Origin of the sequence: Metabacillus sp. cB07 (assembly GCF_016839225.1) — a bacterium.
GTDB lineage: Bacteria > Bacillota > Bacilli > Bacillales > Bacillaceae > Bacillus_P > Bacillus_P indicus.
In genome coordinates this window covers 525,545-544,494 of record NZ_CP069296.1, presented here as the reverse complement: position 1 = coordinate 544,494, position 18,950 = coordinate 525,545, and the positions used below count along the sequence as shown (strand labels likewise).

13 protein-coding genes are annotated in these 18,950 nt (G+C 45.8%); 4 read left to right on the top strand and 9 right to left on the bottom strand.

The window, feature by feature from the left end; genetic code table 11:
• The first annotated feature begins 18 nt into the window (after positions 1-18).
• Positions 19-4,227, top strand: coding sequence for a bifunctional 2',3'-cyclic-nucleotide 2'-phosphodiesterase/3'-nucleotidase (locus JOJ89_RS02835; protein WP_203289524.1), 4,209 nt, complete (start codon positions 19-21; stop codon positions 4,225-4,227).
• Between the two features lie 48 nt (positions 4,228-4,275).
• Here JOJ89_RS02835 and JOJ89_RS02830 read toward each other — a convergent pair whose 3' ends face one another.
• Complete coding sequence (locus JOJ89_RS02830; RefSeq protein ID WP_029285861.1) at positions 4,276-5,550, bottom strand: lysine N(6)-hydroxylase/L-ornithine N(5)-oxygenase family protein; 1,275 nt, start codon at positions 5,548-5,550, stop codon at positions 4,276-4,278.
• 787 nt (positions 5,551-6,337) lie between these two features.
• Positions 6,338-7,273 (bottom strand): alpha/beta hydrolase, encoded by a 936-nt coding sequence (locus JOJ89_RS02825; protein ID WP_203289523.1) that lies wholly within the window; start codon positions 7,271-7,273, stop codon positions 6,338-6,340.
• Between the two features lie 120 nt (positions 7,274-7,393).
• Between JOJ89_RS02825 and JOJ89_RS02820 the strand changes: the two genes are divergently transcribed.
• Entirely contained in the window at positions 7,394-8,929 is a 1,536-nt protein-coding gene (locus tag JOJ89_RS02820; protein WP_242524653.1) for a phytoene desaturase family protein, read from the top strand.
• Positions 8,930-8,966: 37 nt separating this feature from the next.
• On the opposite strand, the gene treR is transcribed toward JOJ89_RS02820, so the two are convergent.
• The 6 genes from treR to JOJ89_RS02790 all read right to left on the bottom strand — a co-directional run bounded on the left by treR (position 8,967) and on the right by JOJ89_RS02790 (position 15,542).
• Positions 8,967-9,686, bottom strand: a complete 720-nt coding sequence (treR, locus tag JOJ89_RS02815) for a trehalose operon repressor (protein WP_029285856.1) — start codon at positions 9,684-9,686, stop codon at positions 8,967-8,969.
• 33 nt (positions 9,687-9,719) lie between these two features.
• Positions 9,720-11,402, bottom strand: a complete 1,683-nt coding sequence (gene treC / locus JOJ89_RS02810; RefSeq protein WP_029567117.1) for an alpha,alpha-phosphotrehalase — start codon at positions 11,400-11,402, stop codon at positions 9,720-9,722.
• Between the two features lie 63 nt (positions 11,403-11,465).
• Complete coding sequence (gene treP / locus JOJ89_RS02805; RefSeq protein ID WP_203289522.1) at positions 11,466-12,881, bottom strand: PTS system trehalose-specific EIIBC component; 1,416 nt, start codon at positions 12,879-12,881, stop codon at positions 11,466-11,468.
• Between the two features lie 266 nt (positions 12,882-13,147).
• Complete coding sequence (locus tag JOJ89_RS02800; protein ID WP_035207674.1) at positions 13,148-13,798, bottom strand: DUF429 domain-containing protein; 651 nt, start codon at positions 13,796-13,798, stop codon at positions 13,148-13,150.
• Positions 13,799-13,811: 13 nt separating this feature from the next.
• Positions 13,812-15,155: an FAD-binding domain-containing protein gene (locus tag JOJ89_RS02795; RefSeq protein WP_203289521.1), complete on the bottom strand. Its 1,344-nt coding sequence runs from the start codon at positions 15,153-15,155 to the stop codon at positions 13,812-13,814.
• A 15-nt stretch (positions 15,156-15,170) separates the two neighbouring features.
• Positions 15,171-15,542, bottom strand: a complete 372-nt coding sequence (locus JOJ89_RS02790) for a DnaJ family domain-containing protein (protein WP_203289520.1) — start codon at positions 15,540-15,542, stop codon at positions 15,171-15,173.
• A gap of 167 nt (positions 15,543-15,709) precedes the next feature.
• Between JOJ89_RS02790 and JOJ89_RS02785 the strand changes: the two genes are divergently transcribed.
• Positions 15,710-16,111 carry a hypothetical protein gene (locus JOJ89_RS02785; protein WP_029567122.1) on the top strand — a complete coding sequence of 134 codons (402 nt, stop codon included), beginning with the start codon at positions 15,710-15,712 and terminating at the stop codon, positions 16,109-16,111.
• A gap of 161 nt (positions 16,112-16,272) precedes the next feature.
• Positions 16,273-18,087, top strand: a complete 1,815-nt coding sequence (locus JOJ89_RS02780; RefSeq protein ID WP_203289519.1) for a solute:sodium symporter family transporter — start codon at positions 16,273-16,275, stop codon at positions 18,085-18,087.
• Positions 18,088-18,121: 34 nt separating this feature from the next.
• On the opposite strand, the gene JOJ89_RS02775 is transcribed toward JOJ89_RS02780, so the two are convergent.
• Positions 18,122-18,916, bottom strand: a complete 795-nt coding sequence (locus tag JOJ89_RS02775) for a VOC family protein (RefSeq protein WP_203289518.1) — start codon at positions 18,914-18,916, stop codon at positions 18,122-18,124.
• Positions 18,917-18,950: the final 34 nt, after the last annotated feature.

The following is an 18,950-nucleotide window of genomic DNA, read 5'->3' as shown; positions in this document are numbered from 1 at the left end:
AAAATTTCCGAAAGGTGGATGTTTGTGAAAAGTAAACCGAAAACAGTCAGTAAGAAATTCCTGCACTCATTTGCTGCTTCTCTTGTTTTTTTAAGTATTCTTCCTTTTTCTGCCCCAAAAGCTTCAGCCGCGGTAACGGCTGCAGTCGATCTTCGCCTGATTGAAACAACTGATATTCACGCACACATTATGGATTATGACTATTATTCTGATAAAGAAACAGCTTCGTACGGGCTCGCCAGAACAGCAGTCCTGATTGATCAGTACAGAAGCTCTGCCAAAAACAGCATCCTTGTCGATAACGGAGATCTGATCCAGGGAAATCCGCTCGGGGAATATGTTTTCAAAAACCTTGGCGCAGAGATTGCGGCCGGCACGAAAACAAATCCGATATTCGATGCACTTGGCACACTTGACTATGATGCGGGGACACTCGGAAATCATGAATTCAACTACGGTCTTGAGTATCTGAAAGGATCGCTTAAGAATACGAATTTTCCTGTAGTAAGCGCGAACGTTTACGATGCTGCAACAAATGAGCCGTATTTTAAGCAGTACGATATCCAGGAAAAAGAACTGATCGATGCAAACGGCAATAAACATCTTGTGAAGATCGGCTACACAGGCTTTGTTCCCCCGCAGATAAACGTATGGGACAAAAAGCATCTTGAGGGAAAAGTTGTGACGAAGGATATTGTCGAAACAGCAAACAAAGTCATTCCTGAAATGAAAGCCCAGGGCGCTGACCTGATCGTTGTCATGGCTCACTCCGGGATTGAAACAGCTTCAAGTTCTTCAGGCTCTGAAAACATGGTGTTCGACCTGGCTAAAGAAGTGAAAGACATTGACGCCATCGTATCAGGCCATCAGCACGGCATCTTCCCAGGCGACAAAAAATATGACGGCATCGCTGCCATCGATAATGTTAAAGGAACGGTGAACGGCGTGCCTGTTGTCATGCCTAAAAACTGGGGCAGTCACTTAGGGGTCATCGACCTGAAGCTGACTGAGCAAAACGGCGACTGGTCGGTAGCCGACTCACAGTCAAAAGCCGTGCCGATCACAACGGTCACAGCAAAAGACCAAACGATTTCCGCATCCATTAAAGATGTCCACGAAAAAACGCTTGAATACGTAAGAAAGCCGGTCGGAACAACAGAAGCCCCGATTAACAGCTTCTTTGCGCTTGTTCAGGACGACCCGTCTGTCCAAATCGTCAACGATGCCCAAATGTGGTATGCCAAAAAGGTTGCCGAGCAAAATCCGGACCTTCAGAACCTGCCGATTCTCTCAGCAGCTGCACCGTTTAAATCAGGCGGCCGAAACGGCGTTGACTACTATACGAATATTGCAAAAGGAAGCCTTGCCATCAAGAACATCGGCGACCTCTATCTCTACGACAATACGGTACAGATTGTGAAGCTCAAAGGATCACAAGTAAAAGAATGGCTCGAAATGTCAGCCGGCCAGTTCAACCGTATTGATCCTGCTAAAGAAGGCGAACAGCCTCTTTTAGACACGAACTTCAGATCTTATAATTTTGATGTGATCGATGGTGTTACGTATCAGATTGATGTAACAAAGCCTGCTAAATACAATGCAGACGGAAAGATTGTCAATCCGGATTCAAGCAGAATCATCAACTTCAAATATGAAGGCAAAGATGTAAATCCGGAGCAGGAATTTTTAATTGTCACAAATAACTACCGCGCTTCAGGCGGAGGCGGCTTCCCGAACATGAAGGCTGAAAACATTGCCTACGTTTCTGCAGATGAAAACCGCCAGGCTCTCATGAATTACATTTCAGAAGAAAAAACAATCAACCCTTCTGCCGACGGCAACTGGTCGATTGCGCCTGTAGAAGGCAATGCACAGGCTGTATTTGAATCAACGCCTGCTGCAAAAGACCTTGCTGAAGAAACTCCGAATATCCGTTATGCGGGTGAAGCAGCCGACGGGTTTGCCAAATATACAATTGATTTAAAAGGCGGTACAACAGCTCCACCGACAGACAGCTGGAAACTGACGGTCATGCATACGAATGACACGCATGCTCACCTTGACGATGCGGCCCGCCGCGTGACAAAGGTAAAAGAAGTCCGCGCTGCAGAAGAAAACAGCATTCTTCTTGATGCAGGCGATGTCTTCTCAGGAGATCTCTATTTTACAAGATGGAACGGACTTGCCGACGTTGAGTTTATGAACATGATGCAGTACGATGCCATGACGTTTGGAAACCATGAGTTTGACAAAGGGCCGGACACTTTAAGAGCATTTATTGAAAAAGCCAAATTCCCGATTGTCAGCTCGAACGTGGATGTAAGCAAGGAACCGAAACTAAGCGACCTCGTTAAATCGCCAAGCGACTATCCTTCGGTAAAAGAAAGCGCAATTTACCCTTACATCATTCTTGATGTAAACGGAGAAAAAGTGGCTGTTTACGGCCTGACGACAGAAGATACGCCTGAAGCATCAAGCCCGGGCGAGAATATCGTGTTTAAAGACGCAGTGAAAACATCTGAAAAAACAATCAAAACCATTGAAGAAAACGAAAAGGTGGACAAGATTATTGCCCTGACCCACCTCGGCTACGAGAAAGACCTTGAGCTGGCCGAAAAAGTGGAAGGCATCGACGTCATCATAGGCGGACACACGCATACCCTTGTGGATACGTTAAAAGTAGTTGATGAAGACGGGACGCCAACCATCGTTGCACAGGTTCAGGATTACGGAAAATTCTTAGGTAAGCTTGATGTTGCATTTAATGGCGAGGGAGTCGTTCTCCCTGAAGAATCGGCGGTCGAGCTGATTGCGATTGATGAAACAGTCGAAGAAGATCCGGAAGCTAAAGCCCTGCTTGACGGATACAAAGAAGAGATCAACAGCTTTAAAGATAAAGTGGTCGGACATACAAAAACGGTACTGGACGGTAAACGCGAACATGTCCGTTCAAAAGAGACTAACCTCGGAAACCTGATTGCAGACGGCATGCTTGCTAAAGCGAAAGAAGCAAAAGGCGCGCAGCTTGCCATCACAAACGGCGGAGGAATCCGTGAGTCCATTAACGAAGGCGACATCACTCTCGGCGAAGTTTTGACCGTGATGCCTTTTGGAAATACGCTGTTTGTCCTTGATGTAACAGGTGAACAGATTGTCGCTGCACTCGAACACGGCGTGAGCGCCGTTGAAGAAGGCAAAGGACAGTTCCCGCAAGTTGCCGGCGTCACGTTCGCTTTTTCTAAGGGACTTCCTGCAGGCGAGCGCATTATGAACGTTGAAGTTCAAAACGAAGACGGCTCTTACTCTCCTATTGAGCTTGACAAGACTTACAGAGTGGCGACAAACGGCTTTATGGGAGCAGGCGGAGACGGATATGACGTCTTTAAAAAAGCAACTTATGCTGAAGATCTATTCTTCGTAGACTACGAGGTTTTCCTTGAGCAGCTTGAAGCAAAAGATTCAGTCAACCCTGAAATTGAAGGCCGCATTATGGAATACTTCACGCCGACAGTTGAAGTAAAAGATAATAAAGCGTTTGTTACGTTTGATGACACGTTTATTCCATACATCGAGCACACAAATGACGTGCTGATCGATCTTTTCGGCACATCTGAGTTTGATGCAGTCGAAATGACATTTACGGCAGATCAAATCACCGCTCTAAAAGCAAAAGAAGAAAGCCTGTCCTTTAACAATGAGGCAATCGGTCTCGACATCCCGCTTTCAAATCTGGATGAGAAAGAAACCATCATTTCTTTTGCAAAAACAGAAAAAGTGGAAGACGCCCTGACTGACACTTATGATTTCGGGATTACTCAGGACGGGAAAACCGTAAAGAAATTCAAAGACGAAATCGGTCTTGCTTTCTTTATTGAAAATGCCGAAAATCCAAGAGTCTATTATGTAGACCGCAAAAAAGAAAAAGTGACTGAGCTTGAAGGATCTTACGAATACGGTGCAGTATATGGCTATACAGACCACTTCAGCGAATTTACGGTTCTTGAATCAGCTGACTCCGGCGAAAATCCAGGGGAAAAACCGGGCAATGGAAAGAATCCGGGCAGCGGAGAAAACCCTGGAAAAGGCGCTGATAAAGGAAACAACAACGGAAAAGGCCTTCCTCATACAGCAACAAGTTCATTCAACATCCTTCTTACGGGTGTCGCGATCTTGATTGCAGGAAGCGTATTTTACATCATTCAGCGCAGAAGGCTGAACAGCAAGTAACCACAGATGCAAAAAGTCCCTTCCCGGGTCCGGGGAGGGACTTTCTTTTTACGGCATAAACTGCTGAAAGACGTTTTTGCCCTGATCTTTAAAATGCTCTTTTCCAAGGATTGAATTGATGATTTTCATGTTCCGGTCAACCGAAAGCGCAAGGTTTGTTGCCCCAGTCCCGTGAGAGTGTTCAAGGTTTGTAAGAGTGTAGATCCCTTCTTTCCTGCCGTCCTTAAAGGCAAGCCGGAAATCCTTTTCAACTTTGAACAACTTTTCATCCTCCCAGATGATCTCATCCTTCATTCCCTCTATCCATTCAGGAATATTCGGCTTAAAGCCTGTTGCAAATACGACTCCTTCTGTCGTGTGATCAAAGCTTGTATCGCTTTGCCACTGATGGCATTTGAGCACATATTTTTCACCATCCGCCATTAAATCTTTCACATCTGTCAGCGGCATAATCTTCACGCGCGCATCTTTTCCATGAATGGAACGGTGATACAGCAGGTCATAGATAGAAACGAGCGTCGTTTTGTCCACGCCGTTACGCAGCTGTTCAAGCTCAGGCAACGCTTTTTTTCTTTGCTCAAACGTCAGGTCATGAAAATAGCTGACAAAATCCGGAGAAAATACCTCCTGCCCGAGCTTGGCCGATTCCAGCTGGGTGAAGCCTGCCGATCTCGTAAACCAGCTGAGCTCATAATCAAACAGATCCTGAGATTGGAGAAGATCCAGAAAAATCTCTGCGGCGCTTTGCCCGGAACCGATGACTGTGATGGATTTTTTCTTCTTTAAAGACTCCTGCCTGAACATATAGTCGGATGAATGAAACACATCTTCCGCGGGCTCTGTCTCAAACGGCAGCAGCGGGATGCTTCCGGTGCCCATGACCACGTGCCTCGTTTGATAAACCTGAGTGCCTTCTTTGTTTTCCACATGCACTTCGTAATGCGGGGTTTCCCCTTTTTTGTATTCAACATGTGTCACGCATGAACCGAACCGGCAGCACTGGATTTCCTTTGCCGCCCAAGCCGCATATTCACTGTATTCTCTCCTAGGAATATCAAACCGGTTAAAAAAGTAAAAAGGATAAAGCCTGTTATGTACATGAAGATAGTTTATAAAGGTATATTTGCTCCTAGGATTGCAGAACGTCACAAGATCTGCTAGAAACGGCACCTGCAGATCCGTCCCCTCAATCAGCATGCCGGGATGCCAGATAAACTCATCCGTTTTATCAAAAAAGATCGCTTCAATCTCAGGCAGGTCCTCCAAAATGGCCGCCATCCCAAGGTTATATGGACCAATCCCAATCCCGATCACATCGTACACTGTCTCACCTGCTTTTCTCATAATCTCTTCTGAATCTATACCCCTACTTTCCCCAGAATAATCGGTTTTAAGCAGACTGTGGTGAACCAGAGGATTCTTCTTTTATTGGTCCTATGTTTCCGAATAAGTGCCATCAACCTGAAGATTCTACCTTTTGATGGTTCTATTCTTCCGGATAAGTGCCATCAACCTGAGGATTCTGTCTTTTGATGGTTCTTTTCTGCCAGATAAGTGCCATCAACCTGTAAATTCTTCTTTTTGATGGTTCTATTCTTCTGGATAAGTGCCATCAACCTGCAAATTCTTCTTTTTGATGGTTCTATTCTTCCTGATAAGTGCCATCAATCTGAGGATTCTATCTTTTGATGGTTCTATTCTTCCTGATAAGTGCCACCAACCTGTGGATTCTTCTTTTTGATGGTTCTATTCTTCCGGATAAGTGCCATCAACCTGTGGATTCTACCTTTTGATGGTTCTGTTCTTCCGGATAAGTGCCATCAACCTGAGGATTCTACCTTTTGATGGTTCTATTCTTCTGGATAAGTGCCATCAATCTGAGGATTCTATCTTTTGATGGTTCTATTCTTCCGGATAAGTGCCATCAACCTGTGGATTCTGTCTTTTGATGGTTCTATTCTTTCGGATCAGTGCCATCAACCTGTGGATTCTGTCTTTTGATGGTTCTATTCTTCCTGATAAGTGCCATCAATCTGAGGATTCTATCTTATGATGGTTCTATTCTCCGGATATGTACCATCAACCACCCCCCTAAACAAAAAAAGACGCCTCAGCGTCCCCCCATTTCTGCTATTCCGTCTCTGTCATGCTCGATCTTTTTTAAAAACTCCAAAACCTTAGTTTCATAGCCTTCTGGGTCTGTTAAAAACGCTTGTGCGTGGCCGGCTTTCGGCACCAGGTACAGCTGTTTGAGTCCTTTTTTCATTTTGTACATATCAAGGGTCATGTTGACTGGGATAAAGGGGTCTTCTTTGCCATGAATAAAGAGGATTGGCGTTTTTGTGTTCTCAAGATCGCGCGCAGGCTTTATTTCTTCAAATCCCCACCCGTATCTGAGCTTTGTGACCATGCTGGTCAAGTAGATCAGCGGATAGAATTTCACTTTAAAATCCAGTCTGAGTCTTGTTTTAAGCAACTCTGTCAGATCGCTGAAGGCGCAGTCTGCGATGCAGAAGGAAACACGGGGATCTTTTTTCACATACTGCAGGGCCGATGCCGCACCCAAGGATTCGCCGAGTATGCCTACAAATGCGGATGATCCGAGTTCTTCATAAATATGGTCGACCCAGGCGTGCAGGTCGTCGCTTTCATAGTACCCGAATGAGGTATGCGTGCCACCGCTCAGGCCGTGGAATCTGTGATCACACAAAAGAACGTGATAACCCCGTTTATGAAACATTTCGACGTATTTGAAGCTTCCGAACAGTGACCATGTAATCCCATGTGCAATAATAATCGCTTTTTTGCCGGATTCAACAGGAAACCACATGCCGTGAATTTTGTAGCCGTGGTAGGAATCTATGAACCATTCTTCTTTAGGCGTTTTTTCAAAATGCTCTGTATTGATTTCCCCGCTTTCCACTCCGAGCCTGTACGTTTTTTCATATTCCACTTTTCTGGGTACCGTAATAAGGGTGCTGAAAAAGAAGGATACAGCGAGTATTGCTAGCAAAGCGGCAAGTATGGAGCAAAGCAAAATCCACATGGTATCACCTTCACTTCCCTTTTCCACATCATATTACCGTTTTCATAATAGGTGATTAGTGTAAGGGTACCGTTTATTCACTGTAAAAGTTTTGTAAGAATACCGGCAGCCGATTAAAAGTTGGGGGCTGAGCAGGATAAAACGTACAATGACAGCGAGGTGAAAACGATGGCAAAACGGACAATCGTAATCGGCGGCGGCATCGGCGGACTGACAGCGGCTGCTTTTCTTTCAAAAGAAGGAAGGGACGTCACCGTTCTTGAAGCATCAAACGAGTGGGGCGGCTGTGCGGGGAAGTTTCAACGCGGGAAGTTTTTATATCCTGCAGGTGCAACCCTCGGCATGGGCTTTGAACAAGGCGGCGTGCACGATAAGCTTTTCCGCGAACTTCATCTTTCTTTTCAGGAGCACAGCCTGCTTGATGTCATCATGGACATACACTTGCCGGAAAAAACCATTTCCTATTACCGCGACCGGGCTCTTTATCTAAAAGAAGTGGAGAAACACTTTCCGCATCTTACAGCGAAAATCCGCGCATTCTACTCAGACATTTGGAAAACCGGCGCTGAAGTAAAGAAGCTGATTGATCCCCTGCCGGTCCTTCCTCCGAAGACTGCTTTTGAGTGGGGGAAGCTTTTAACATCACTAAAGCCATCTACCCTTGGCCTTCTCCCTCATTTTCAGAGCACGATGGCGGCGCTGCTCAAAAAGCATGGACTGCAGAATGAGCGGGACTTTGTTCACTTGATTGATGCCCAGCTAATTGATTCGATGCAGACAACGAGCGCGGACTGCTCTGCCATCCTTGGCGCCTATGCCCTGACTGTGTACCATGACGGCGCGTTTTATGTGAATGGCGGCCTGTATCAGATAGCCGAGCATCTTGCTGCATTCGCAAAAGACCGCGGAGCTGTTCTGAAAAAACGATCCTGGGTGAAATCCATTCATAAAGAAAACGGCCGCTACAGAGTAACCGACCAGAAGAACAAAACCTATGACGCGGACTATATCATCTGCAACCTTCCCCTGCCCGGATTTATCAGCCTCCTTTCCAAGGATTTAATAATGCAGCTGAGCAAGGCTTATAGGAAAAAGCAGCCCCTGCAGCAATGGGGCACGATGACGCTTTATCTTACTGTAAAAGAGGAGGTCATCCCGGAGAACTTTCCGCTTTTTCATCAGGTGATGGACAATGACTCAGGCGATATGACGGAAGGGCATCACCTGTTTCTCTCTGTTTCAAAAAAAGAGGACGCGCGGAGGGCACCTGCCGGATACAGAACCATGACAGCAAGCACCCATACGGACTTAAAGCTGTGGGATACGAAGGAAAAGTATGACCGATATAAAGAGGTGCTCACAAACCGGATGCTGCACTCGATTGAGACGGCGATTCCGCGTCTGCAGGACGGATTGACAGATTTCATGCCGGGGGCTCCAGGAGCGTGGGAAACGTTCACAAAAAGGCCGGGAGGAATGGTGGGCGGATATCCGCAAACTCTGCAGCATTCGCTGTTCAACAGTCTGTCGCACCGTGCCGGCATACCGGGAATTTACTTGTGCGGAGACAGTGTGTTTCCCGGAGCCGGAACGATTGGAGTATCTGTCAGCGGGTATCATGCTTCCCAGTCTGTTCTGAGGGATTTGCGCAGCTGAAAGCATACAAAAAAAGTCAGGCAGCCGCCTGACTTTTTCAATGCCCTCTTCGGGCGAAATCCACAAACCTGAACTTATCGAGCCTGTGCCTTGATTCTGTGTACTGAAACAGACTTGTATCATCCAGGTAAACATGGTTTTTCACGACAACGATGTGGGTGAAGCTGTGCAGATCAAGATAAGCATAGTCTTCTTCCGTGCACTCTTCCACAACGATTTCTTTTTTCGCAAAGCTGATCTTAAGACCAAGCTCTTCTTCGATGTACCTGTAAATGGAATCCTCGCAGATTTCCTTTGTTAAAGAAGGAATGAAGCGGCTGTTCAGGTAATCCTTATCGAGAATAATGGATTCCCCGTCGATGTTCCTTGACCTGACAACCTCCCATACCTCATCCCCGCCGCTCAGGTTCAGCTGCTGGGCAATAAACGGGTCCGGTTTGATCAGACCCAGTTTTTCTACATTTGTCCGGGACGAGCGTCCAAGGTTCTGGGACAGCTCTTTAAAACTGACAAGACCGGAAACGGGAAAGCTCATTTTCGTCACATCGAGCACAATGGACCCTTTTCCTTTTACCTTCTGAATGAACCCGTTCTGCGCCAATAGATTGAGCGCCTTGCGGATTGTCTCCCTTGACGTCTCGTATTTTGCAGCAAGCTCGTTTTCAGATGGAATGGTTTCATCAGGCGCGAGGATGCCCTGTTTGATTAAATCGGCAAGCTCCTGGTAAATAGCCAGGTATTTATTGTTTGTTTTCATCTTTAACCACCATCATCAGTTTACCATGAAATCTTACTTTTTAAGATGATAAACGACGGATTCAAATGGACGCAGAGTGATTTCTTTTACAGATTCACTAGAGTCCGGGTAGTTGCTGATCAGGATTTCCGCTTTAAACTCATCACCGATGTGCTCCGGCAATGTAAAGACGGTTTCTTTTTCATAGAAATTGTTGATGACGAGCAGTTTTTCGCCGTCTCCATTGCGGACGTAGGCAAACAGCTGCTCATGGTCGTCATGGATTAGTTCGTAATCTCCGTATGTTATGAGATCAACGTCTTTTCTTAGTTGAATCAGTTTCTGATAGTGGTAGAAAACTGAGTTTTCATCCTGGACAGCTTTCTCGGCGTTGATCTCAGGATAATTTTTCGCAGGCAGGATCCATGGGGTGCCTGTTGTAAATCCTGCATGCTTCGAGTCATTCCACTGAACCGGGGTGCGGGAATTGTCTCTTGATTTGCTCTTTAAGATCTCAAGGATTTCTTCTTCTGACTTGCCGGCTTCTTTTAAAATATTGAACATATTCAGAGATTCAACATCGCGGTAGTCATTGATTGATTCAAACTTAGGATTTGTCATGCCGAATTCCTCGCCCTGATAAATATAGGGAGTGCCCTGCATCATGTGGACGGTTGTGGCCAGCATTTTTGCCGATTCCACACGGTACTTGCCGTCGTTTCCGTATCTTGAAACGACCCTTGGCTGATCATGGTTGCACCAGAACAGGGCATTCCAGCCGCCGCCCTTATGCATCTCCACCTGCCATTTTGAAAGGATTTGCTTCAGTGCCTGAAAATCAAAATCTGCGAGCGCCCACTTCTCGCCGTTCGGGTAATCCACTTTCAAATGATGGAAGTTGAACGTCATGCTGAGCTCATTTGAATCCGGATTTGAATATTGGATGCAGTTGTCGATTGTCGTGGATGACATTTCGCCGACTGTCATGCTGTCATATTTAGAGAACACTTCTCTGTTCATTTCTTTCATATACTCATGAACTCGCGGACCGTCTGTGTAAAACTTGCGGCCGTCTCCGGGTGCTGTGCTGCCGTCATCATCAGGGAAATCCTGATCCTTTGAAATCAGGTTAATGACGTCCAGCCTGAAACCATCGACGCCTTTTTCAAACCAGAACGTCATCATGTCGTACACTTTCCGGCGGACTTCTTCGTTTTCCCAGTTCAAATCTGCCTGTGTGACGTCAAAAAGGTGAAGGTAGTATTCGCCTGTTTTTTCATCCAGCTTCCATGCAGAGCCTCCGAACTTTGAAATCCAGTTTGTCGGCTCAGAACCGTCCTCTTTTCCTTCTTTCCAGATGTAGAAATCGCGGTAAGGATTCTCTTTTGAAGACTGGGCTTCTTTAAACCAGGCATGCTCTGTTGACGTGTGGTTCACGACAATATCCATGATGACTTTAATTCCGCGCTCATGAGCCTCTTTTAACAGGCGTTCAAAGTCTTCCATCGTTCCGTATTCTTCATGAATGGAAAAATAGTCGCTGATGTCGTATCCGTTATCTTTTTGCGGAGATTCGTAAATCGGCGTCAGCCATACGACATCGATGCCGAGTTTTTTCAAGTAATCAAGTTTATCGATGATTCCCTGAATATCGCCGACTCCGTTTCCCGTCGTATCGTTAAAGCTTTTCGGATAAATCTGATAGACCGCTGATTTTTTCCACCAGGGCTGTTTCATTGTACATGCACCACCATTTTAGAATTTACGCAAAAAAGGACAATGGCTTGTCCCCTTCTGCTTTTATTTTTTCTTCCAGTTAAATTTCGCAAACACGTATGTCAGAACAAACGGCACGACAATTGAAATCGCCATTCCGATAAAGAACGATGTCCAGTATTCGGACTGGATGGAAAGGAATCCGGGAATTCCGCCGACGCCGATTGAGAATGCTTTGACATGGTTGATTGTAATAAAGATACCGGCAATAGCAGAACCGATCATGGCTGCGATAAATGGATAGCGGTATCTGAGGTTCACACCGAACATGGCCGGCTCCGTAATTCCGAGATAAGCGGAAATACCGGATGTCAGGGCAAGACCTTTTTGTTTTTCATCCTTCACAATACGCATCATCGCAAATGCAGCAGAACCTTGAGCAATGTTTGACAGTGCAAGCATCGGCCACAGGAACGTTCCTCCTGCACTTGCCACAAGCTGAAGGTCAACGGCAAGGAACGTATGATGCATGCCTGTTACAACAAGCAGCGAATAGAATCCGCCGTACAGGAGACCGCCAAGAGCAGCAAAGTTGTCGAAAATGGCAATGACGCCGTCCGTGATGGCATTTCCTGCTGCAAACGTTACAGGTCCGATCAGGATAAATGCTGCAAAGCCTGTTACTAAAAGAGTGATTGGAGCAACAACAAGCAGTTTGATGGAATCAGGTATCCGCTTGTTTAAGAAAAGTTCCACTTTGGCAAGCAGGTACGATGCAAACAGAACCGGAAGCACCTGTCCCTGATAGCCGATTTTTTCAACCTCAAGACCAAACAGGTTCCAGACCGGCACCTCTCCTTTGGCCTGAGCTTCCCCGTAAGACCATGCATTCAGAAGATCCGGATGCACAAGAATCAAACCAAGGACAATACCAAGCAGCGGGCTTCCGCCGAACCGCTTTACTGCCGACCACCCGATCAGAGCAGGCAGGAAGGTAAAGGCGGTGTTGGCAATCAAGTTAATAATGGAAGATAAATCCGCCCATTGCGGGTACACCTGGATCAGAGACTGCCCGTCAAAGAAAATATCTTTTCCGCTCAGAATGTTGTTGATCCCCATAAGAAGACCGGCCGTCACGATCGCCGGAAGAATCGGAATGAAAATATCCGCAAGCATCTTCACGGCACGCTGAAGCGGATTCAATTTGCCTGATGCGGCTTCCTTGACATCCTCTTTGGACGACTCGCCCAAGCCTGTCTGTTCAGCCATTTCTTTATATACCTTGTCAACAAGTCCCTGTCCAATAACGACCTGGAACTGGCCGTTCGTTGAAAAGGAACCCTTTACCATATCAATCTGATCAAGCTTCTCTTTGTCTACTTTGCTTTCATCTTTTAAAGCAAACCGCAGACGAGTGACACAGTGCGTAGCAGCGGCAATATTCTCTTTCCCGCCGACCGCCTCTACAATGTCGCGGACTTCCTGCTTGTTCACACTCATCTATTTCAACCTCCCGAAATCGTTTTCATTTCCCTGCTATTAGTCTAGCTATGTTCGTTGAAAATTATCCTGTATATACAAGTTACACTCACATTGTATTCCTGTATATACAAGTTGTCAACAGAAAAGCGTAATCGTTTTCAGGTAGATGCTTTTTCATACATACAATCATTCCCTTCAGTAGGCCTTTACTTGGTTGTTACCCTTTTTGCCGGCGTACAAGCAGGAAAAAACAAATTAAAAAAGACCACGCATAAACGTGATCTTCAGCAGCAAAAATCAAAAGGATGAAACGGCTTATCGGCCCCTAAGCATATTTCGGGCTCATGCTCGGGATCTGCCCAGTGCCAGGCAGCAAGAGCCGCAGCGCATGCATCAAGTCCGTGGCTTGTTTCTGCAGCGTCCGGCGAAATATTTTTCATCCTCCACTGTTCAAAGAACGGCAGAAGGCTTCTCCTGTCTTCTTCTGATTTTTTATAGGACAGAGCGAGATGCCGGTCCTCAGGTTTCAGCCTTAGTCCGATTGCTCCGCCGGGGTGCACTTCAACGATAGAACCAGTATAGTTCTCAAGCGCCCTGCTCAGATGAATGCCCCTTAAAGTGAGATAAACCATGCGGTTAAGGGTCGGCGGCATGATGGAGCCGTGGTAGAGGCCCGCCTCCCGAAGCTTGGATCTGACAGCTTTGTCTGAAGGCCTGTCCCCGCCGCCGTCCTGATAGGAGAGCGGCGCATCAATGCCGACGGTGACCTGTCCTTCTTCTGAGGCTAAACGGCTTACTGTATCCAGAATAAGCCGGTCGCTGTTATGAAAAGAAAGACTCTTCAGTACCAGGCTTTCCGCATCTTTTTTAAAAACAGCAACTGCCGTCTCTTTGTGATTGGCAGGACCCGCAAGATCAATTCCGACTACATGCACTCTTCTCCCTCCTTTATAAATCAAATGACAGCTGTTCACTGTCAGAAGGCTTGTTTTTGCCTTCCGTTCCTTTTTTTACCCTTTTAATTGCTTTTTTCAGATCAATCACCGGAGCTTGGTAGTCCAGCTGAAAAAATCCGGGATAGTTCCAAGGTTCATGAATGTATTTTACAGGTACACGTTCCAGAACGGGCAGATACCTCTTGATAAAAACTCCGTCCGGATCTTCCGTCTTTCCTATTTTGACCGGATTCACCACTTTCGAAGAGACCTTTTTCATCTGTTCGGTATGAATCGAAGGCTCATAGTCAAGAAAAAGGGACGCAAGTGCTTCCGAACATGCTGCGGGATCCAGTTTGAGAACCGCAATTCCAAAAGAAGCAAGCATGCCACGGTACTTGGCAGGCAGCCATCCTGTTTTGTGCAGACATTTCATGCATGCGTCAGCAAAGGGTATGCCTGTTTCTCCCTCGTGCCATTTGTCGAATAATGGTGGCGTTTCATCATGAAGACACAGCTCTGAAATCGCTTCAACTTCACCTTCCACCAGCTTCCATCTCACCTTCAGCTGATCCATGAAAGCGGTCAATTGTTCCACGGGAAACAAATTATCACAATTTTCTATCTTTATCGACGTTTTTTGTAAAACGGTGCGCAGCGAGATGTTTCCCCAAGCGAGATATGGAGACAGCCTGCTTGAAGAAATGGTGGACTGAAGAGGGTTTGACCGATTCTCTAAATAAGAAGCGGCACGCTCATTTAAAAACGTTTCAATCGTTTCCAGCGCCTGTGCTTCTCCGCCCTGCTGGCCAAATTTTATGGGGCTGCCTAAAGCAGCTAGCGATTTGAGCTTTTCTGAGCCGGAATAGAAACGGTCCGGAATCTTTTCCGGCATGAATAAACGGCTGGGCATACGGGCTGCTTCGCTTCTCACAAAAGCTTCCCACCTCTGTTTTGCATTCTTTCCGGCTGCACCGTACTCTTCGTACTCATAAAAGGCAAGACCTCTATCAGTCATCCAGTCTCTGACTCTTGCATGTTTGCCCATCTCTGCTGCAGAATGTGATTCGCTGTAGACATGCAGGGAAAAGTCGCCGCACGTTTCATAGATTGCTTCCAGCGCATCCTCTATCTCTCCATTGAATGTGTAAAGTCTGCCTCCCATTTTTTCAAACGAGAGCTGCATGTCTTCAAGACTTTCCCGTACGAATTGAAAATGCCTTGCTGACAAGCCTCCTGTCTTCCAGACCGAGGGCTCCGCAGCATACAGAGGCAACACTTCCCCGAACCGTGCTGCTTCTGCAAGAGGGATGTGGTCTTCGGTCCTCAGATCCCGTTTAAACCAGACAACGTTCATGTCACTCACTCCATGTTATGACCATTTCGAATTGATTTTATTTTTGTAAAAAGCGGATGCCTTTGAAGAAAATGTCCCGCGCTTTTTGAGTATCTGTTCAAGCTTTACCCGTTTTTCGCTCAGTTGCATCTCAAGCTTTTCTTTTTCAAGGGCATCTTGACAGGCCGATGCCAGGTCTTCAAGCTTATGAATGGATTTTTTAAGCTCTCCTTCTTCATCAAGCATGCCTGCGTTCTTCATCATCTTGTAGGACACCCTCAGCTCTGGTGAAATATGCGAAAGATCCTCAAGCTGAAGCGGTTTTCCCATGCCGGGCAGCCGATTAAATTCCCCATCTTTTATGGCCTGCTTTATTTTATCCTCTGACAGAATGGTGAACAGATCCATTTTACAGCCTCCTGTCCAGTAATCACTTCTCTTTACTAGCTTATACATCGTGCAGCATGATTCCTTCTTAAAAATATAGATGATTCGTGACAATCAATCAAACAGACGTTCTGCAAACAGGCCCTCTTGCATATCCTTTAAAGACATCATAAATTGGAGGCATCAGAATGAACAATTCAAACACCTTTCAGATTCCTGAGGAAATGGTCTCCCGGTATGCTGCACTGAATGAAAAGGCAAAGAAGATTGAAGAAGAAATGGCGGAAATCAAAAAGATTTTCAACGCGTATTTTGATCATGAATACGGCAAAAACAGCAAAGGGGAAGAAAGAATCGGAGCCTACAAGATCCAGCGGCAAATCAGGCAGTCCGAATCCTATCATCCTGATAAAACGGTTAAAATTCTTGAAGAATTAAATCTCTCAGATTGTATTATTCTCGTAAAACAGCCTGATAAAGAAAAAATTCAAGCCGCGCTCACACTGGGCATGCTGTCAGCTGAGGAAATGAAGGACTGCGTGATCCGGAAATGCTCACAGGCGATTGTGGTAAAACCTTTAAATAAATAACAAATACTATAAAAGTCTGATTTTTCCATTAAATCAGACTTTTATTTCGTTCTTATTTCCTGTTTTTGATCCAACAAGGTTTATCTTTTCAGAAAGGAGGTTATTTAATGGGTAGAAATTATTCTGAAAAACATTTTTAGCATCTTGAAGGAGGCATACATATGGGAGGAATTTGGTTCACGCTTTTATCATGCGCCTTTTTTATGGGTCTTGTAGCTTGGATTTCCTATCTGAAAACAAAAGGCGGCAATGAGGATTCTAACGGTTATTTCCTTGCGGGAAGGGGACTTACCGGGGGTTTTATAGCAGGTTCACTGCTTCTTACAAATTTATCGGCTGAACAGCTCGTGGGACTTAATGGACAGGCTTACCGCACAAACCTGTCAAATATGGCCTGGGAGGTTACTTCCGCCTTTGCGATTGTCGTTATGGCTCTTTACTTGCTTCCGAAATATCTCGGAGGAAGCTTCACAACTCTGCCGGAATTTTTGAGCAAGCGGTTTGATGAAGGCGTAAGACGTTATACCGTTATCCTTTTTATGCTCGGGTATATTCTGGTAACGATTCCTTCCATGCTCTATTCCGGAGCTCTTGCTGTCCTGCAAATGTTTGACGTTCCGGAGCTGTTCGGAATCTCTTATATGCAATCAATTTGGCTTGTCATTTGGGTGATCGGCATTATCGGTGCTGTTTACGCCATCTTCGGCGGTCTGAAAGCAGTGGCTGTATCAGATACACTGAACGGAATCGGACTTTTAATCATCGGAATCCTCGTTCCTGTTTTAGGCTTTATCGCCCTTGGCAACGGAAACATGCTTGATGGCATGAAAGAGATTACAACTACTCACCCCGAAAAGCTGAATGCGATCGGATCCAGTGAAGACTCTGTTCCCTTCGGCACCATTTTCACAGGTATGATTTTTGCCAATCTGTTTTACTGGGCATCCAATCAGTATGTTATTCAAAGAACGCTTGGCGCTAAAAACCTTGCCGAGGGTCAAAAAGGGGTCATTCTTTCAGGCTTTTATAAGCTTCTTATTCCTCTCTTCATGATGATTCCCGGCATCATTGTGTTTCATCAATATGGTGACGGCTTAAAATCAGTTGACCTTGCCTATCCGACTCTGATTGCAGACGTGCTGCCGACGTACCTGTCAGGATTTTTCCTCGCTGTTCTGCTTGGAGCCGTCTTCAGTTCGTTTAACTCTCTGCTGAACAGTGCCGCCACGATGTTTGCGCTCGATATTTACAAGGTGCAGGTTAATCCGAAGGCAGATGATAAAAAACTGATCAGCGTCAGCAAACTGTTTGGAACCTTCCTTGCGCTTGTCGCATTGTTTGTTTCTCCATTGCTTATGTATGCGCCGGATGGTTTATGGGATTTAATCAGGAAATTTACCGGCTTTTTCAACATCCCGATTATTGCCATTGTCCTTGTCGGTCTCTTGTCTAAGTTTGTTCCGGCAGCAGCTGCAAAAGTGGTAATCATTTTCCACGTCATCACCTACTATATGCTCGTATGGGGGACGAACCATCTCTTCGGCTTTACCGTTGACATTCATTTCATTCACATCTATGCCATTCTCTTCTTTATCGAAGTGTTCATGATGCTTGTGATCGGAATGGTAAAACCGCGGGAAGAAGCCTATATTTATAAGACAGAAGCATCTGTGGACATGCTGCCGTGGAAATATACAATCGCCACATCTGTTATTCTTCTTTCACTGGTTTGCGCAACCTATATCGTTTTTTCTCCGATTGGACTTGCATACGCGGACGGATATGTATCAGCGGCATTCTGGCCGGCGATTGCGGGCCTCGTTCTAATAACTGGGGTACTCGTGTTTGCGTCCATTAAACATTGGAACCGAAAGTACGAAGAATACCTGCTGAAACAGCATACGAAAAAGAATTACAGACTTCGCCGTCCTTCGGGAAAATTGAATCCAGTCTATATAAGATATATGACAAACTAAAAAAATCAGCCTCCACATCCGGGAGGCTGATTTTTTATTTATACATGCTGCCGCGCACCTGGTAATAAGAGCCAAATACAGGCGGATCAAACTCTGCGAGATAAGGGCCTTCCCCTTTTCGTTCAAGCATCTGCTGAACAAGTCCGTCTCCTGATGGCTCGGCAAAGACCAGCTGAAAAGACGGGAGGAAGATTGTATAAATCCTTGCCCGCCACTCATTATAAACAGCCTCTTCGCCTTTTGGAAGGTCGAAATATTTTCTCCATTTCAGAACAGCTGCATTTAAATCCTTTACGATATAGTGTACTTTCGAAACCGACACGCTGGTATTTTCAGAAGGAAGTGCACCAGACATGAACAGGTCATGTTTTCGTTCATCCTCAGACTGCTTCCATTCAATAAAGAAAGGCAGTGGAGCTTCGTCATCGCTTTGCTCGATAAAAAGCATTCTCCACTCAAGCAGTGATCCGTCCTCGCGTTTTCTGCTCGCTTCAATGATTTCTCCTGTTTCAAGCCCCTTCTCTTCAAGCTCTGCTTTCACATGTTCGAGGTTATCTGATCTCAGGGCAATCTGGCCAAGACCCTCTGCGCGCTGCTTCAGAAGGCGGTGAATGAGCGGATTGTCCGATCCATTTGCTTTTTTCCTGTCTTCAATCGAGAGGAACTCCAAATAGGCGAGATCGCTGAAATAGCAAAGGCTGTTATACGAGCCCCATTTCTCATGCCGGCCTCCCATTACAGCAGTCAGTCCCTGTTTTTTAAAAAACTCTGCTGCTTGGAGCGGATGGCGGTCTGTAAAATGTACGAGATGATCTAAAATAATTTCCATTGGACAGCTCCTTTGGCTTTATTTTCGGCCTGTT

Coding starts and splice junctions, on each gene's coding strand:
- JOJ89_RS02780 (WP_203289519.1), top strand. CDS start 16,273: ATGGGAGGAATTTGGTTCACGCTTTTATCATGCGCCTTTTTTATGGGT.
- treP (WP_203289522.1), bottom strand. CDS start 12,881: ATGAGTGTGAACAAGCAGGAAGTCCGCGACATTGTAGAGGCGGTCGGC.
- JOJ89_RS02825 (WP_203289523.1), bottom strand. CDS start 7,273: ATGTGGATTTTGCTTTGCTCCATACTTGCCGCTTTGCTAGCAATACTC.
- JOJ89_RS02775 (WP_203289518.1), bottom strand. CDS start 18,916: ATGGAAATTATTTTAGATCATCTCGTACATTTTACAGACCGCCATCCG.
- JOJ89_RS02795 (WP_203289521.1), bottom strand. CDS start 15,155: ATGAACGTTGTCTGGTTTAAACGGGATCTGAGGACCGAAGACCACATC.
- treC (WP_029567117.1), bottom strand. CDS start 11,402: ATGAAACAGCCCTGGTGGAAAAAATCAGCGGTCTATCAGATTTATCCG.
- treR (WP_029285856.1), bottom strand. CDS start 9,686: ATGAAAACAAACAATAAATACCTGGCTATTTACCAGGAGCTTGCCGAT.
- JOJ89_RS02790 (WP_203289520.1), bottom strand. CDS start 15,542: ATGGATCTGTTCACCATTCTGTCAGAGGATAAAATAAAGCAGGCCATA.
- JOJ89_RS02785 (WP_029567122.1), top strand. CDS start 15,710: ATGAACAATTCAAACACCTTTCAGATTCCTGAGGAAATGGTCTCCCGG.
- JOJ89_RS02835 (WP_203289524.1), top strand. CDS start 19: ATGTTTGTGAAAAGTAAACCGAAAACAGTCAGTAAGAAATTCCTGCAC.